This window comes from Colwellia sp. MB3u-45 (genome assembly GCF_014077005.1).
GTDB lineage: Bacteria > Pseudomonadota > Gammaproteobacteria > Enterobacterales > Alteromonadaceae > Cognaticolwellia.
The window spans coordinates 546722-561046 of record NZ_JACGVC010000044.1 but is presented as its reverse complement, the minus strand read 5'-3'; the positions used below and the strand labels follow the sequence as shown (position 1 = coordinate 561046).

At 37.7% G+C, this 14325-nt stretch carries 8 protein-coding genes; 3 read left to right on the top strand and 5 right to left on the bottom strand.

Features of this window, described 5'->3' with window-relative positions:
• The first annotated feature begins 152 nt into the window (after positions 1 to 152).
• Positions 153 to 1103, top strand: coding sequence for a DnaJ C-terminal domain-containing protein (locus H4J41_RS07690; RefSeq protein ID WP_182138114.1), 951 nt, complete (start codon positions 153 to 155; stop codon positions 1101 to 1103).
• Positions 1104 to 1587: 484 nt separating this feature from the next.
• Here H4J41_RS07690 and H4J41_RS07685 read toward each other — a convergent pair whose 3' ends face one another.
• The 5 genes from H4J41_RS07685 to H4J41_RS07665 all read right to left on the bottom strand — a co-directional run bounded on the left by H4J41_RS07685 (position 1588) and on the right by H4J41_RS07665 (position 9857).
• A complete protein-coding gene (locus H4J41_RS07685) occupies positions 1588 to 2832 on the bottom strand; it encodes an EAL domain-containing protein (protein ID WP_310649832.1) in 1245 nt (414 codons plus the stop codon).
• Positions 2833 to 3588: 756 nt separating this feature from the next.
• Entirely contained in the window at positions 3589 to 4059 is a 471-nt protein-coding gene (locus H4J41_RS07680) for a polymer-forming cytoskeletal protein (protein ID WP_182138113.1), read from the bottom strand.
• On the bottom strand, positions 4049 to 5158 hold the full coding sequence (locus H4J41_RS07675) for a M23 family metallopeptidase (RefSeq protein ID WP_182138112.1): 1110 nt from the start codon (positions 5156 to 5158) through the stop codon (positions 4049 to 4051). The genes H4J41_RS07680 and H4J41_RS07675 overlap by 11 nt, the downstream gene beginning before the upstream one ends.
• A gap of 797 nt (positions 5159 to 5955) precedes the next feature.
• Complete coding sequence (locus H4J41_RS07670) at positions 5956 to 8628, bottom strand: bifunctional diguanylate cyclase/phosphodiesterase (RefSeq protein ID WP_182138111.1); 2673 nt, start codon at positions 8626 to 8628, stop codon at positions 5956 to 5958.
• Positions 8629 to 9092: 464 nt separating this feature from the next.
• Positions 9093 to 9857 (bottom strand): Crp/Fnr family transcriptional regulator, encoded by a 765-nt coding sequence (locus H4J41_RS07665; RefSeq protein ID WP_182138110.1) that lies wholly within the window; start codon positions 9855 to 9857, stop codon positions 9093 to 9095.
• A gap of 368 nt (positions 9858 to 10225) precedes the next feature.
• Here H4J41_RS07665 and dnaK point away from each other — a divergent pair, with 368 nt between their 5' ends.
• Both dnaK and H4J41_RS07655 read left to right on the top strand, forming a co-directional pair.
• On the top strand, positions 10226 to 12118 hold the full coding sequence (gene dnaK / locus H4J41_RS07660) for a molecular chaperone DnaK (protein ID WP_182138109.1): 1893 nt from the start codon (positions 10226 to 10228) through the stop codon (positions 12116 to 12118).
• 475 nt (positions 12119 to 12593) lie between these two features.
• On the top strand, positions 12594 to 13982 hold the full coding sequence (locus tag H4J41_RS07655; protein ID WP_259364449.1) for an ATP-binding cassette domain-containing protein: 1389 nt from the start codon (positions 12594 to 12596) through the stop codon (positions 13980 to 13982).
• Positions 13983 to 14325: the final 343 nt, after the last annotated feature.

The following is a 14325-nucleotide window of genomic DNA, read 5'->3' as shown; positions in this document are numbered from 1 at the left end:
TATTATAATAACGCCACAAAATTGGCTTAGCTAAAATTAATCCTAGGTTATTTTAACTTTGGATTGATACTCAGCGACTTTATCTACTAAAATTATTTACCAAAGCTAACTTACAAAATTATCTGCAAATGCCATATATGCAGGAGGTCAGTGTGAATTATAAAGATTATTATAAAATTATGGGCGTTGATAAAACCGCGTCCCAAGACGAAATTAAAACATCATATCGCAAATTAGCGCGCAAGTTTCATCCTGATGTCAGTAAAGAAAAAAATGCTGAGACTCGTTTTAAAGACATCAATGAAGCTTATGAAGTATTACGCGATAAAGAAAAACGTGCCGCGTATAATGAACTGGGCAGTAATTGGAAGGCTGGCCAATCAGGCTTTACACCACCACCTAGTTGGCAAGATCAATATCATCAAGGCCGTGGTAATACTGGCGAACAAGGTGATTTTAGCGACTTTTTCGAATCATTATTTGGTGGCGGCTTTGGTGGGGGGCAACATGGCTCGCGTGGTCGTCAATCTATGCAAGGGCAAGATAGCAATGCAAAAATATTGATTGATTTGCAAGATGCTTACACTGGCGCAACCCGCAACTTCACACTACAAGATCAAGTTGTTGATCAACATGGAAGGATGCAAAATAAAGATCGGACCTTAAAAGTTAGCATTCCAAAAGGCATTAAACCGGGTCAAAAAATTCGTTTGCAAAAGCAAGGTCAAGCAGGTGCTGGCGGTGCAAGAAATGGTGATTTGTATCTTGAAATAGGCTTTAACCCAAACCCTTTATATGTGGTTGAAGGCGCTGATATAACCACTGAACTTACTATTAGCCCATGGCAGGCCGCTTTAGGTGAAAAAGTGAAAGTGCCTACACCGAGTGGACCTATTGATTTAACCTTACCTAAACTGATCAGTAGCGGCAGCAAAATGCGTTTAAAAGGCCGCGGCTTACCGAGTAAAATTGCTGGAGACTTTTTTGTGAAGCTAAAAATTGTGTTTCCAAAAAGCTTGTCAGCAGAAGAAGAAACGCTTTATCAATCTTTAAAAGCACTAGCGAATGACAATGAGAATGTTAAACAAAAAGTGGATGCATAACTAGCCGACTGACCAAGCTGATTAAATATCGCCTCACTTTTAAGGACTAAAATGAAAAAGTACAACACTTAATGAGTCAGATTGGTCAACTAAACTCAATTATCCTATTGACTTAAAAATGGACTGTTCAGATGTTACCTGCATGGATGCAGGTCCATTACGGTGAATACACTTTCATTCAACTTATAATTTTGTTACGTACAGCGAAAATAAATTAGAGCAAATGTTGATTGTTCCAGACTAGATGTAAGTAGCGATATTAATCTTAGCGAGTCACTCGATGGGTAATGGTGTCGACGTTCCTAGCCATCCATGGTTGCACGTCCATTTACATCGATGTAGTCCGTAAAACAACACAGCAGCATATTATTGAGCAATAGTTGGTTATTTAAACCAGTGGCAATGATCATAAGGTTGACAAATTTTTATAGCTATCTATTAAGAAATATTCTGTCTCAAGTATATGGTTAGTATGTTTGCCATACTAAAAAACTTTGACATAAGATACGGCGTCTTTAATTGGCATTGGCCGGCCAAGTAAATATCCTTGTACGCTATCAACACCTAATTCTCTGAGTGAGTTCAACTCTTCAAGCGTTTCTACACCCTCGGCGATAATGCTGCAATTTATCGCTTTCGAGAATGCACATAATGCTTTTGCTAGCAAATATTTTTTATGGCTAAAGTTAATGTTTTGGGTCAGTGTAATGTCTAGTTTAATAATGTCAGCTTCAAGCTCCAGAACATGCTGGAAACTAGAGTAGCCAGAACCGACATCATCAATAGCAATGCGTAATCCCTGCTTACGAAGTGGCTCCAATGCCTTGCGAAAATCAGGGTAGTTTTCAATCGGTGCATGTTCGGTAATCTCTAGAATAATACGTTCCAAATTTACCCCCTGTAAGGCACGGGCTACCGCTCCATTTAACACATATGCCGGCGAGGAATTTATAGCAATATATGTATCTAGATTAAATTCATCAATGCCTTTAATTGCACTTTTAATCGCCAAGATTTCAAGCTCTTCACCTAAATTAACTTGGGATGCGTCTGCAAACCAAATATCAGGTGATTCATAAGGAATCGTGTTAAATCTAGAAAGCGATTCGTAACCTATGATTTTGTTACTGTGAAAATTAAAAATAGGCTGGTAGTGAATATTAATTTTATTTTGCTCTAGCACCGAGGTAATCTTTGCTTTCATTTTGTTATAACTGAACTCTGTTTTAACATTTTTCTCAATTAATTCACTGGCAATATCGGCAATAGCGTTTAAAAAAGACAAGTCCTGTTGATTTAGTGTCTCATCTGGTGTCTGTTTATAACAACAAAAGGTACCGTAAATTTCACCCGTAGATAATTTTATTGGCACGCCTATGTATGAGCCTATTGATAACTTGTCGGTAATTGCGAGCTTGCTGGTTATATCATTTTCTTTAGTGTTGTGGATAATATTTGGCAGTACATTATCGACTATTTTTGCACAGTAGCTTTCTTCTATCGGATCTGAGTCACCGACATTGATTGGCAACATCTCATTTTTACTATCAACAATTTTGAATACGCGATCTTTGTTGATAAACTTTGAAATAAAGGCCACTTCCATGTCTAGATGTTTGCGCACAATTGACAATATTTTATTGAGCATATTATTGACGCTATCAGAGTTATTTATATCTTTTATCGATATTAGGCCTTGTATCGCTCCATCGATAGAGTTATTTATCACGACATTTACTCTCAGTATTAAGATGGCTGGACCCAAGTGTAATAATGGGAGTAGTAAAAATGGTTCTTCGCAACATATTTAATCCTTTAATGTAATAAATTTTTAACATATTACACTAACATTCATCAGACTACTATAGACATGACAGCATAAAAAACTAATACCTTTACCCGTAAAAAACTTGAGTATTATAAGTTATTTCAAATAGTTAACTAAAATCAACATCGTTATATTTAATAAATAATTTAAGAGATATATTTAAAAATAGTAACTATGAAAAAACAAAAGTGAGCATTAAATATTAATTTGTATGAGAATGTGTCTGAATATATGTATGAGAATGTGTCTGAAAATTTGTGCGCATGTGAACAGGCTTGTAATAAACCCTTCGATAAGTAATATAGTTTAAATCTGTAAAGATTAGTTAAGTAGGTTGTTATCAATAGTGTTGGCTTTACCCCGTACTGTAATTATTGATTTATTACTTGTCTGGGCAGACCCTTGAGCCATGCGAAGATTTCATTGTCTTATTATTTAAAAATAAGCTACTGACTAAACCACACTGATGTTGTTATGCTGTGGCGCTGATATAAAGCTTAACTTTATTAATCTGCGCTAAAATAATCAACATCAGAATAACAGGGTATTTTTTATGTTATTAAATTAATTCAATCTGTTATTAACAAGTATTCGAACCTGAGGCAATACTTTTCAACAAATACGCTCGTCGACTTATGACTGAGATTGAGGAGAACTTTATTTTTCTTGTACCATTTTTTCTGCACTGGGTTTATCTGTACTAAGTTTTTCACTCGGTTTTGCGCTTTTTTTGGCCGTGGCTAGCTCAGTTACATTTTCGCTTATATGATTGATGTTACCTTCGATGACAGCGCCAGCCTCTATACTGATAACTTCATGTTGAATATTACCGCGCACTTCTGCCGTTTTCTCTAGTATCACCTTTTGCGCCTTGATAGATCCGGTAACACTACCCTTAATAATGGCTTCTTCAGCAAAAATAGCGCCTTCAACTAGGCCATGAATACCAACCGTTAAATGCCTAACATGTATCTCGCCCTCGATTCTACCGTCAAGTTGGATCACTCCTTCGCTAGATACGTTACCGACAATATTAACGTCAGGGCTAATAATCGAGGGGGTTTTATTACTACTTTTACTGAGTTTATTTTCTACTGCTACGTCTTTACCTTTGTTTTTAGAGAACATTTTTCAAAGCCTTAATGAGTGAAAGAGGGTTGATCTGTTTGTTATTAAAAAGAACTTCATAATGCAAATGGGTGCTGGTACTGCGCCCACTACTGCCCATTAAACCTATAACATCATCCTTGCTGACTTTTTGCCCTTTCTTTACTTTTATTTTATGTAGATGACCAAAGCGTGTCATAAAACCATTGTGGTGATCAATTTCGATAAAACGGCCATAACTACCGTTTCTTCCTGCCCGACGCACAGTGCCATCAGCCGAGGCAAATATTTCAGTTTTTATCCAACCTGCCATATCAATGCCTTTATGCATTGCAGGGTGTTTAAGCATCGGGTCTTTGCGAATACCAAAAAGACTGGAAATATAATAATCTTTTGCCGGAAAAATTACCGGTATATTACTCAGTGCCGCTTCTAGCTCGGTTAAACTAAGTAATTTCTCTATCAAGTTTTTATTGTCAATATCAAGTTCTTCGGCTAGCACTTGGTTGAGTGGACCGCCCTGCCCCAAAGCAGGAGCTGACCATTGCTTAAGCACAGATTCACTAGATACGCCCGCCAGTGTCATTGCTTGCTCAAGTACTTGCTTGCGTTTGTTTATTTGTTGTTCTAATTGGTGATAACTAAATTGCTGCTTTTGCTTCAGTTGGGCAAGATCAGTCTGGCTTTGCTGCATAACCGACCATATGGGATCATCAGTTTTACTTGTTGTTTCTGCGCTAAGGTCAATATCAGCAGGAGTTGCATCACTAGTTTGCCCAATAGTTTCATGCTTGGGATCCGCTATGGCTGCAGGTAGTGAGTCCAATACATTTTGCAGTAACTCTTGTTGCTCTTGTACTTGTAATAACTGCTGCTGCAACTGGCTTTGTTTGTCTTGATATTTCAACACTAACTGGTCCAGAGATGCTTGTGACTGGTACAATTGATTTTGGCTTTGTGACACTTGATCGTTCAGTGAAAAATATTTTAAGCTACTAAACGACAGCCAAGTAAAGGTTAAAGCCATCAATATAACAAGGCTAAGCTGCACTTTAGACGAGGCTTTAATGTATTTTATTTCACCATTTTGACGAACAATTAACTGTCGCTTTGGAAACAAGTATTGATAGATTCGATTTGTAGTTTTTATAATTTTTCTCAGTGCTTGTTATATTTTTTGCTAACTGAAATAGTAAAACTCAAAAAAAGTGAGAAAATCACTAAGATATTGATAAAAGTAGCAAAAAAAACTTTACCACATTACTAACACAACAGTTGTCAAAAAATTATTTATCCTCAGCTGCGCCTAAACGCTATAATAATTCCTTTTAATTATTGGCATGTCGAAAAATGATATATCGCGAGGCGTTTTCGAAGCGTCTAGTCCCTGCTTACCTGTAAACTATTAACTATCTTTGTTAACTCTACTAACCAATATGATCGCTAGGTCAAACATTTGTTCAGTTATACATGTTTAGTTATACATTTAACCACACACTTAGTTACATGTATAACTATAAAAGTTACATGATTAAACCGCTTTTTCTCTTCAGTATCAAGATTTTTTCACCTTAGGGCTATCACCCTGCAATATTCTTTTGCACTTAAGGCTTAATCCTAACGACTTAGTTAATCAAAAATATTCACTGCTTGCAGTGTATCAGTAAATTAAAACTGTTTCTTACAAATAAAAAAGTGCTTTATAAACCGAAGAGATACACTCACAAATAATAAAAATTATTCTGTATAACAAATAGTTAAATCATGTTTGAGTGTGAAATATTGAACGATAATTTTAGTTCATAATTCAACAGAACTACCTACAACAAGTCATAGTGCTTGTCTTCATCAACAGTAAAATAAGAAATTAGCATCAGTGGTTAAAGAGGACCGTGATAATAACAAGTAAATGGCTATTTATATCTTCCAATTCGCATCAGGGTTCCAACTTGCATCGGGCTTCCAATTAGCTACCCATTCTGGAACATCACGGGTTAGCATAGGTTTGGCAATACTATTACCTTGTGCTAATTCACAGCCCAATTGTAATAGCGCCATGCCTTGTTCAATCGTTTCGACACCTTTTGCAATCACGCTGCGTTTGAATGGTTTAGCTAAGGCTATCACGGCTTCAACAATGGCGAAGTCATCGGCATCGTGCAACATGTTTCGCACAAAGCTCGGGTCTATATTAATGACCTTGGCTGGTAATCGTTTAAGGTAAGTGAGGGACGAATAGCCGGTGCCAAAATCATCTAAGGCAAATTTTACGCCCAAGGCCATACAGGCTTGCATGATTGTTGATACATGATGAACATCATCTAAAGCATTTTTTTCCAGTATCTCTAACTCTAAATAGCCTGGTTCAACATCGGGGTGGGCTGCTAACAGTGCCTTTAACCTCTGGATAAAGTCAGGTTGGCGTAATTGTGCTGCTACAATGTTTACGCTTGTGCTGATAGGGAGATTAAGCCCTGTTTTTTGCCACTGGCTAATTTGTGTTAGTGCGGTATCAATAACCCATTCACCAAACTCAATACTCAGGGCGTTATTTTCCATGGTAGGCAAAAATTCATCGGGTTTTAATAGCCCTCTGGTCGGATGTTGCCAGCGCATAAGCGCCTCAACCCCTATTACCGCGCCTGTTTTCATATTTACCTTAGGCTGATAGTAGAGCAAAAATTGATGATTCTTTAATGCACTTTGAATCGCCTCTAGGCTTTCTTTTTGCACTTTCACCGCCTCATCTTGAGCCATATCGAGTACGTGATAACAATTTTTACCTAATTCTTTAGCCACGTACATAGCTTGATCAGCACAGCGCATGAGCTGGTCGGCATCGACACCATCTTTAGGGTAAAAGCTGACGCCAATACTAGCTGATATATTTAAGACTAACTTACCAATTAAAACCGGCTCAGACGTTACTAATAACAAACGATCTAATACCGGTTTACAATCTTCATCTCTGGCTAGATCCGCTAATACGGCGACAAATTCATCACCGCCAATACGCGCTAAGGTATCACATTCTCGCAACACCTCTTTCATACGAAGTGAGAGTGCGGTCAATAGTTGATCACCTACATCATGTCCATGAGTATCGTTAACGGCTTTAAAACCGTCTAAATCTAGAAATGCGACAGCGAGTGACAGCTGATGACGGTCGCACTGCAACATAGCTTGAGATAATCGGTCGGCAAGTAGCTTTCGGTTGGGTAGGTGCGTAAGTACATCGTAATGGGCAATATGCTCTAATTGACTCTGGTATTCTTTCATCGAGGTGATATCTGTAAATAAGGTAACATAGTTACTTATGTGGCCAGCAATATCTTTGACCGAACTAATGTTGAGCATTTCGGGATAAACTTCACCATTTTTACGACAGCTCCATATATCACCAGACCAAAAGCCATCATTCAATACGGTTTGCCATATATCGGCGTAGAACTCTGGTGATTGTCGTCCGGATTTAAAAATACGTAAGTTCTGTCCAATGGCTTCTTCACGGCTATAACCCGTTATCGTCGTGAAAGTAGCATTGACATCAATGATAGTGCCTGTTGAATCTGTGATGGAGATACCTTCGCGGGCATGGCTGAATACACTGGCGGTAATAGCTAACTCATCGGCTAGCTTGTCTTTCTCTTTATTAGCAAGAGTTAACTCATCCGCGCGCTTATCTTTCTCTTTATTGGCAAGCATTAACTCATTTGCTCGCTTGTCTTTTTCCTTATTTTGAAAAGCAAGTTCTTGGTTGGCAAGCACTAACTCATTGGCTCGCTTATCTTTCTCTTGATTAGCAATAGCTAACTCATCGGCTCGCTTATCTTTCTCTTGATTAGCAATAGCTAACTCATTGGCGCGCTTATCTTTCTCTTGGTTTTGGAAGGCAAGTTCTTTATTGGCAAGGATTAACTCATCGGCGCGCTTATCTTTCTCTTGATTAGCAATAGCTAACTCATCGGCGCGTTTATCTTTCTCTTGATTAGCAATAGCTAACTCATCCGCGCGACTATCTTTCTCTTGGTTTTGGAAGGCAAGTTCTTTATTGGCAAGGATTAACTCATTGGCGCGCTTATCTTTTTCTTGATTAGCAATAGCTAACTCATCGGCGCGCTTATCTTTCTCTTGGTTTTGGAAGGCAAGTTCTTTATTGGCAAGAACTAACTCATCGGCACGCTTATCTTTCTCTTGATTGGCAAGAACTAACTCATCGGCGCGCTTATCTTTCTCTTTATTGGCAAGAACTAACTCATCGGCGCGCTTATCTTTCTCTTGATTGGCAAGAATTAACTCATTTGCTCGTTTATCTTTCTCTTTATTGGCAAGGACTAACTCATCGGCGCGATTATCTTTCTCTTGATTGGCAAATATTAACTCATTTGCTCGTTTATCTTTCTCTTGGTTGGCAGAAATTAACTCATCGGCGCGCTTATCTTTCTCTTGGTTGGCAAGGACTAACTCATCCGCGCGCTTATCTTTCTCTTTGTTGGCAAGGACTAACGCATCCGCGCGCTTATCTTTTTCTTTATTGGCAAGAATTAACTCATCCGCTCGCTTATCTTTATTTTTTATCCAACCAAACATTTTTTAACTCCTTATTATCAAAAAAACATGTGCTACAGCTTGTGTAACCATTGAAGTAAATATTGATTTTAGGATCGCGGCCTGCAGTTTTTTATGAGAAACTTGAAGGTTTTGTGCAGAATTCCATCATTCTGAGTCTAGCCTAATGCCACTTTTTTTCTATGCGTCTACTTTAGGTTAATTGAGAATAAACCAATATCTCCTTGCATGTCTATTCAAAATAACCATTATTATCCATCTAGTTATTCTTTTAGTTATCTATCTAGTTATCTATCTAGTTATCCATCTAGTTATTTTTTTAGTGTTATCAAGAACGTTCACCTTAATAAAGATCACCCGCTTCAATGTACTAAAAATTAGCCTAGACTTAGCATAGGAAAAAGTCATAACAATAACCAATAAAAAACCTCCCGTTCCATATCAAAGTGATAATGGCTTGGTTAAGTCATTAGCTGTTATCGCGATTAGCGTTTAATAGAAGGCGCATTCGTTAAATCTTGGCTGTATTTAGCCGCTTTTTCTAATGCTTCTAAATCTTTAACAATCAGTTGATTACGTTTTTTATCAATGGTGCCCGCTTTTTTCCAGTGCTGTAATTGTTTATTGATTACTTGCCTGACTGAGCCTGTCATTCGCGCCAAGGTTTCATCGTTTAAGCCATTTACTAAATGATGCTGATGTTCTTCTGTTTTAGCGCCGGTATAAAATTTAATTTTATTAATGTGCTCTAAAATAATACGGCTTAAACGCGTAGTAACATCGTGTAAAACTAGGCTACTAGTTTGCTGCTCTTTTTCACGCATTTTTTTCGCTAAATAAGGCATAAACTGTTGGTTAAATTCAGGATAAGTCCACAGCCAATGTCGCATTGTTGCCAGTTTTACTGACAGTAATTTTACTGTGGTTAAGGGTGAAACAATAACGTCATGCGGTTGGTCATCTAATAACACCATTAAATCAAAGCAATCACCGGCATACAGCATATCTAACGTAGCTTCTCGGCCGGTTTCAGGGTTACTTTGTTTAATTTCTAAACTGCCATCAATCACCACAAAAAAGCGCTGGGTTAATAAGTCGGAATTAAAGTAATCACCTTTGCGCCATTCATCAAGCTGAAATTCTTGTTGAAAGTCTTCAATTAACTTTATCGGTAAGTCGGCAAAAATATTAGCTTGCCTGACGAGTACCGGACTGGCTTTTTGCGGTAAATGAGTGACATTTTTATACATAAATAAATAGCTTTAGTGGTTGCAATAGCAAGTGTTTTTATTCTAACGAGTTATCGCTATATAGCAAAAGCTAATATTGCTTGGCAAACATTTTATTTTCGCTATTTATCGGGTTAATTTGCTGATTTTTATCTTTAAAAAAAGTAAAAGAATAAAAAAAATACAAAATCATCGCTACTGTCATATTTGTGACAGAAGCATTTTATGAGCTTGCGTAATATAGCGCCACTAACCAAGCACCTTGCGTTAACCCCTTAGAGTTATGGGTTTATTCAAGGTTGTTTATACGGTCAAACTGCTTATTGGTCATAGCCATAAAGCATCAGACCTTTTTTATTAAGTGCTTTTAAAAAGAATAGGTGATTATTATGTCTAAGACTATCGGTATTGATTTAGGTACAACAAACTCATGTGTCGCGGTTATGGAAGGCGGCGTGGCAAAAATTATTGAAAATGCAGAAGGTAGCCGCACCACACCATCCATTGTGGCTTATGCCAACAATGAAACATTAGCCGGCCAACCCGCAAAAAGACAAGCGGTGACAAACTCAAGCAATACATTATTTGCAATTAAGCGCTTAATTGGTCGTAAGTTTGATGATAAAGAGGTGCAAAAAGATATTAAATTAGCGCCTTATAAAATTATAAAAGCAAGTAACGGTGACGCTTGGGTTGAAGTAAATGGTAAAGCCTTATCGCCACAGGAAGTGTCAGCACAAATTTTACGTAAATTGAAAAAAGATGCTGAAGCTTATTTAGGTGAAACAGTCACCGATGCGGTTATTACTGTACCGGCCTACTTTAATGATTCACAACGCCAAGCAACTAAAGACGCAGGTAAAATTGCAGGGCTTAATGTTAAGCGTATTATTAACGAACCTACCGCTGCCGCATTAGCTTACGGTGTAGACAAAAATAGTAAAGCTGACCAAAAAGTGGCGGTTTACGATTTAGGTGGAGGTACTTTTGATGTCTCTATTATTGAAATATCTAATGTTGACGGTGAAAAACAATTTGAAGTATTAGCCACTAATGGCGATACCTTTCTAGGCGGCGAAGATTTTGATTTACGCTTAATCAATTACCTTGCTGATGAGTTTAAAAAAGAAAGCGGTATTGATATTAAACAAGACCCTTTAGCGTTACAGCGTATTAAAGAAGCGGCGGAAAAAGCAAAAATAGAATTGTCGTCAGCCTTACAAACTGACATAAATTTACCTTATGTTACCGCGGATGCTAGCGGCCCTAAACACTTAAAAATACAAGTGACTCGGGCTAAACTAGAGTCATTAGTTGATGACTTAGTAAAAAGCACTATTGCGCCATGTGCACAAGCATTGAAGGATGCGGGTTTAAGCAAAGCAGATATTAGCCAAGTAATTTTGGTTGGTGGTCAGTCACGCATGCCAAAAGTACAAGCAGCAGTTAAAGACTTTTTTGGTAAAGAGCCACGTAAAGATGTTAATCCAGATGAAGCCGTTGCCATGGGTGCTGCCATACAAGCGGGTGTGTTGTCAGGCACAGTGGGCGATGTGTTGTTACTTGATGTAACGCCATTGTCACTGGGTATTGAAACCTTAGGCGGGGTAATGACCAAGCTTATTGAGAAAAATACCACCATACCGACACGGGCTTCTGAAACCTTTTCAACGGCAGAAGATAATCAAGCCGCCGTAACGGTACATGTGTTACAGGGCCAACGTGAAATGGCGACAGACAACAAATCGTTAGGTCAATTTAACTTAACTGATATTAAGCCTGGCCCACGCGGTTCAGTGCAAGTTGAAGTTACCTTTGATATTGATGCGGACGGTATTTTAAATGTCACCGCAAAAGACAAAGCAACCGGTAAGGAGCAAAGCATTAAAATTACCGCTTCAAGTGGCTTAACAGAAGACGAAGTTAATCGCATGGTAAACGATGCACTGAGTCACGCCACTGAAGATAAGCAAAAGCGTGAGTTAGTTGAGCAACGTAACCAAGCGGATCAATTAATTCATACGGTGCAAACATCAATGACAAGTTTGAGTGATGATCAGCAAACTGAGCTTAAAACGTTAATTGAGCAACTAAAAATGGCGGTTAATGGTGATGACAAAGCCGCGATTGAAATGCGACAAAAGACCTTGCAAGAGGCCTACAGTAAAATAATGCAAGCGGAAAAGGCCCAAGAAGCACAACATCAAGGTGAAGCAGCCAACGATGAAGCTAAAAGCGACGATGTTATTGATGCTGACTTTGAAGATGTTAGCAACGGTTAATCGCTAAAGTCTCATTCATTATTAGCTAGAGGTTAATTCACTGACTAGCTAAAGTCTAAAAACAAACCCCTGATATTTATTATTAGGGGTTTTTTATTACCTATTATATTACCTATTATATTGCCGATTCTATTACCGATACTTTTGCCGATAAAACAGATGACTAAGCTGATTAATTTTCTGAGCATTACACCTGCTAAAACAAGCAACTACTGGCTTGTGTATGTACATATTTTACCTGTATATAAAGCAGAGCCTTTTATTAATAAAACCGCTATAAGTCAGTTTCATGCCATGATGATGATTTTTTTCTTTTTGTCTCTCGATGAGAATTCACACGGCATCAAGGTCTGTGTCGAGTGAAGTTACGTGAAGGGAATTAACCTCTGAAATAAAACAATATCGATTATTAGGCTTGCAAAGCGCAAAGTGGTAGAAAATAATAGCGCATAGTGTTTTAAAAAAGTTGGTTATCTTGAATAAATTTGATATTAAAAGTTACTGTCATACAAAATTAATGATCGAGAGTTGGCCTATTGGACAATCTAAAACTTGGTGTGTAATGGGCACTAATGACTCAGGTAAACAACAGCTTGCTCAATTATTATCGGGGGAATTAACACCACATTCTGTCGAGGTAATCTTGTTACCTGCGCCAAATGAAATCGCTATTATTTCTTTTGAGCAACAACAAAAGATTTATGAACACGAGTTAAAAATCGATACCAGCGACTTTAAAGATCAGCAAGATATTGGCACACTTGTACAAGATTTTTTACCTCAAGATAAACTAAACCATCCATTGATCAAGCGAGTAGGCTTAGCGCATTTATTAACCTCAGGTTACCGACAATTAAGCTCAGGTGAAGCGCGGAAGCTGCTGTTACTTTCAGCCCTGTTAGATGAAAAAAAGCTGATTATTTGTGAAGACCCTTTTGACAGTTTAGATCAAGAAAGTAGCGAAACCTTATCGATATTGTTTAAAAGCATTATCCAAAATAGTGATATAACCGTCATTCTTTTATTAGGAAATCGTAGCGACATTCCCAAATGGTGTGAGCAATTAGCAATAATTAAACAGGGTGACTTTAGTGTTATTGGCGCTCAACATTGCGCTGATACACAAGCTAAGCTCGATGATTTTTTTAAAAATGATGATGAGACAATAACCCTGCCCGAACAGTTTTATAGCACGGCGTTATATCCGCATGATTATTTAATCAAATTAGTTAATGGCACAGTGCGCTATCAAAATAAAACCGTTTTTCAGGGGCTAAATTTAACCGTTAAACCACAACAACATACCTTAATTACCGGTCCAAATGGTAGCGGTAAATCAACGTTATTACACTTAATAACCGGCGATTGTACACAATGCTATAGTAATGATTTAACCCTATTTGGCCATCAACGAGGTAGTGGAGAAAGCATTTGGCAACTCAAAAAAGACATGGGTATAGTCACGCCTGAATTACATCGTCAATATCGAGTCAACTCAAATCTGCTTACAGTGGTACTGTCAGGGTTTTTTGATTCTATCGGCTTGTATCAACAAACTGAAAAATTTCAAACAACATACGCTCAGCAATGGTTAAAAAAGGTTGGCTTAAATAATAAAGAAAAAATATTATTTAATGATTTAAGTTTTGGTGAACAAAGATTAGCCCTTATTGTTAGAGCGCTGATTAAGGCGCCCTTGTTATTGATCCTTGATGAAATAACACAAGGTTTAGATGAGTTTAATCGCCATCGTATATTGAAAATCATTAAAATGATCATGAAAGAGAGTAACTCCACCCTACTCTTTGTCACGCATAGAAAAGACGAATTGCTCGACACCTTTACACAACACATTAAACTCTAAATGCCTGGGCTTTATGACTTTTATAAGGCCCAAAAAGCAACGTGTATATAGGATAGCGTGACGACTTTTACTTTTACTTTTGGCTGTTAACTTCTTGAGACACAAAAATACTCATCACTTTATTCAACACTACTTTTCTCCCGCTAGCATCAAAGGCGCAGGAAAATTTACCCCGGCCAGTTCTAGTAATACCAATTTGATTAAGTATGCTACTTTTTTGTCTGAAAAAAGGGCTAAATACGAGAAATAAAATGTAGTCTGTAGTTATGCACCTTATAAATTATATAAGGTCGTTTTTTTTCATTTTACCCCTTAAAAATGAGCCGGTAATTAATTAACTTGC

Excerpts from the sequence above, each read along its gene's own strand:
- H4J41_RS07680 (WP_182138113.1), bottom strand. The coding sequence starts at position 4,059 with ATGTTCTCTAAAAACAAAGGTAAAGACGTAGCAGTAGAAAATAAACTC.
- H4J41_RS07665 (WP_182138110.1), bottom strand. The coding sequence starts at position 9,857 with ATGTATAAAAATGTCACTCATTTACCGCAAAAAGCCAGTCCGGTACTC.
- dnaK (WP_182138109.1), top strand. The coding sequence starts at position 10,226 with ATGTCTAAGACTATCGGTATTGATTTAGGTACAACAAACTCATGTGTC.
- H4J41_RS07670 (WP_182138111.1), bottom strand. The coding sequence starts at position 8,628 with ATGTTTGGTTGGATAAAAAATAAAGATAAGCGAGCGGATGAGTTAATT.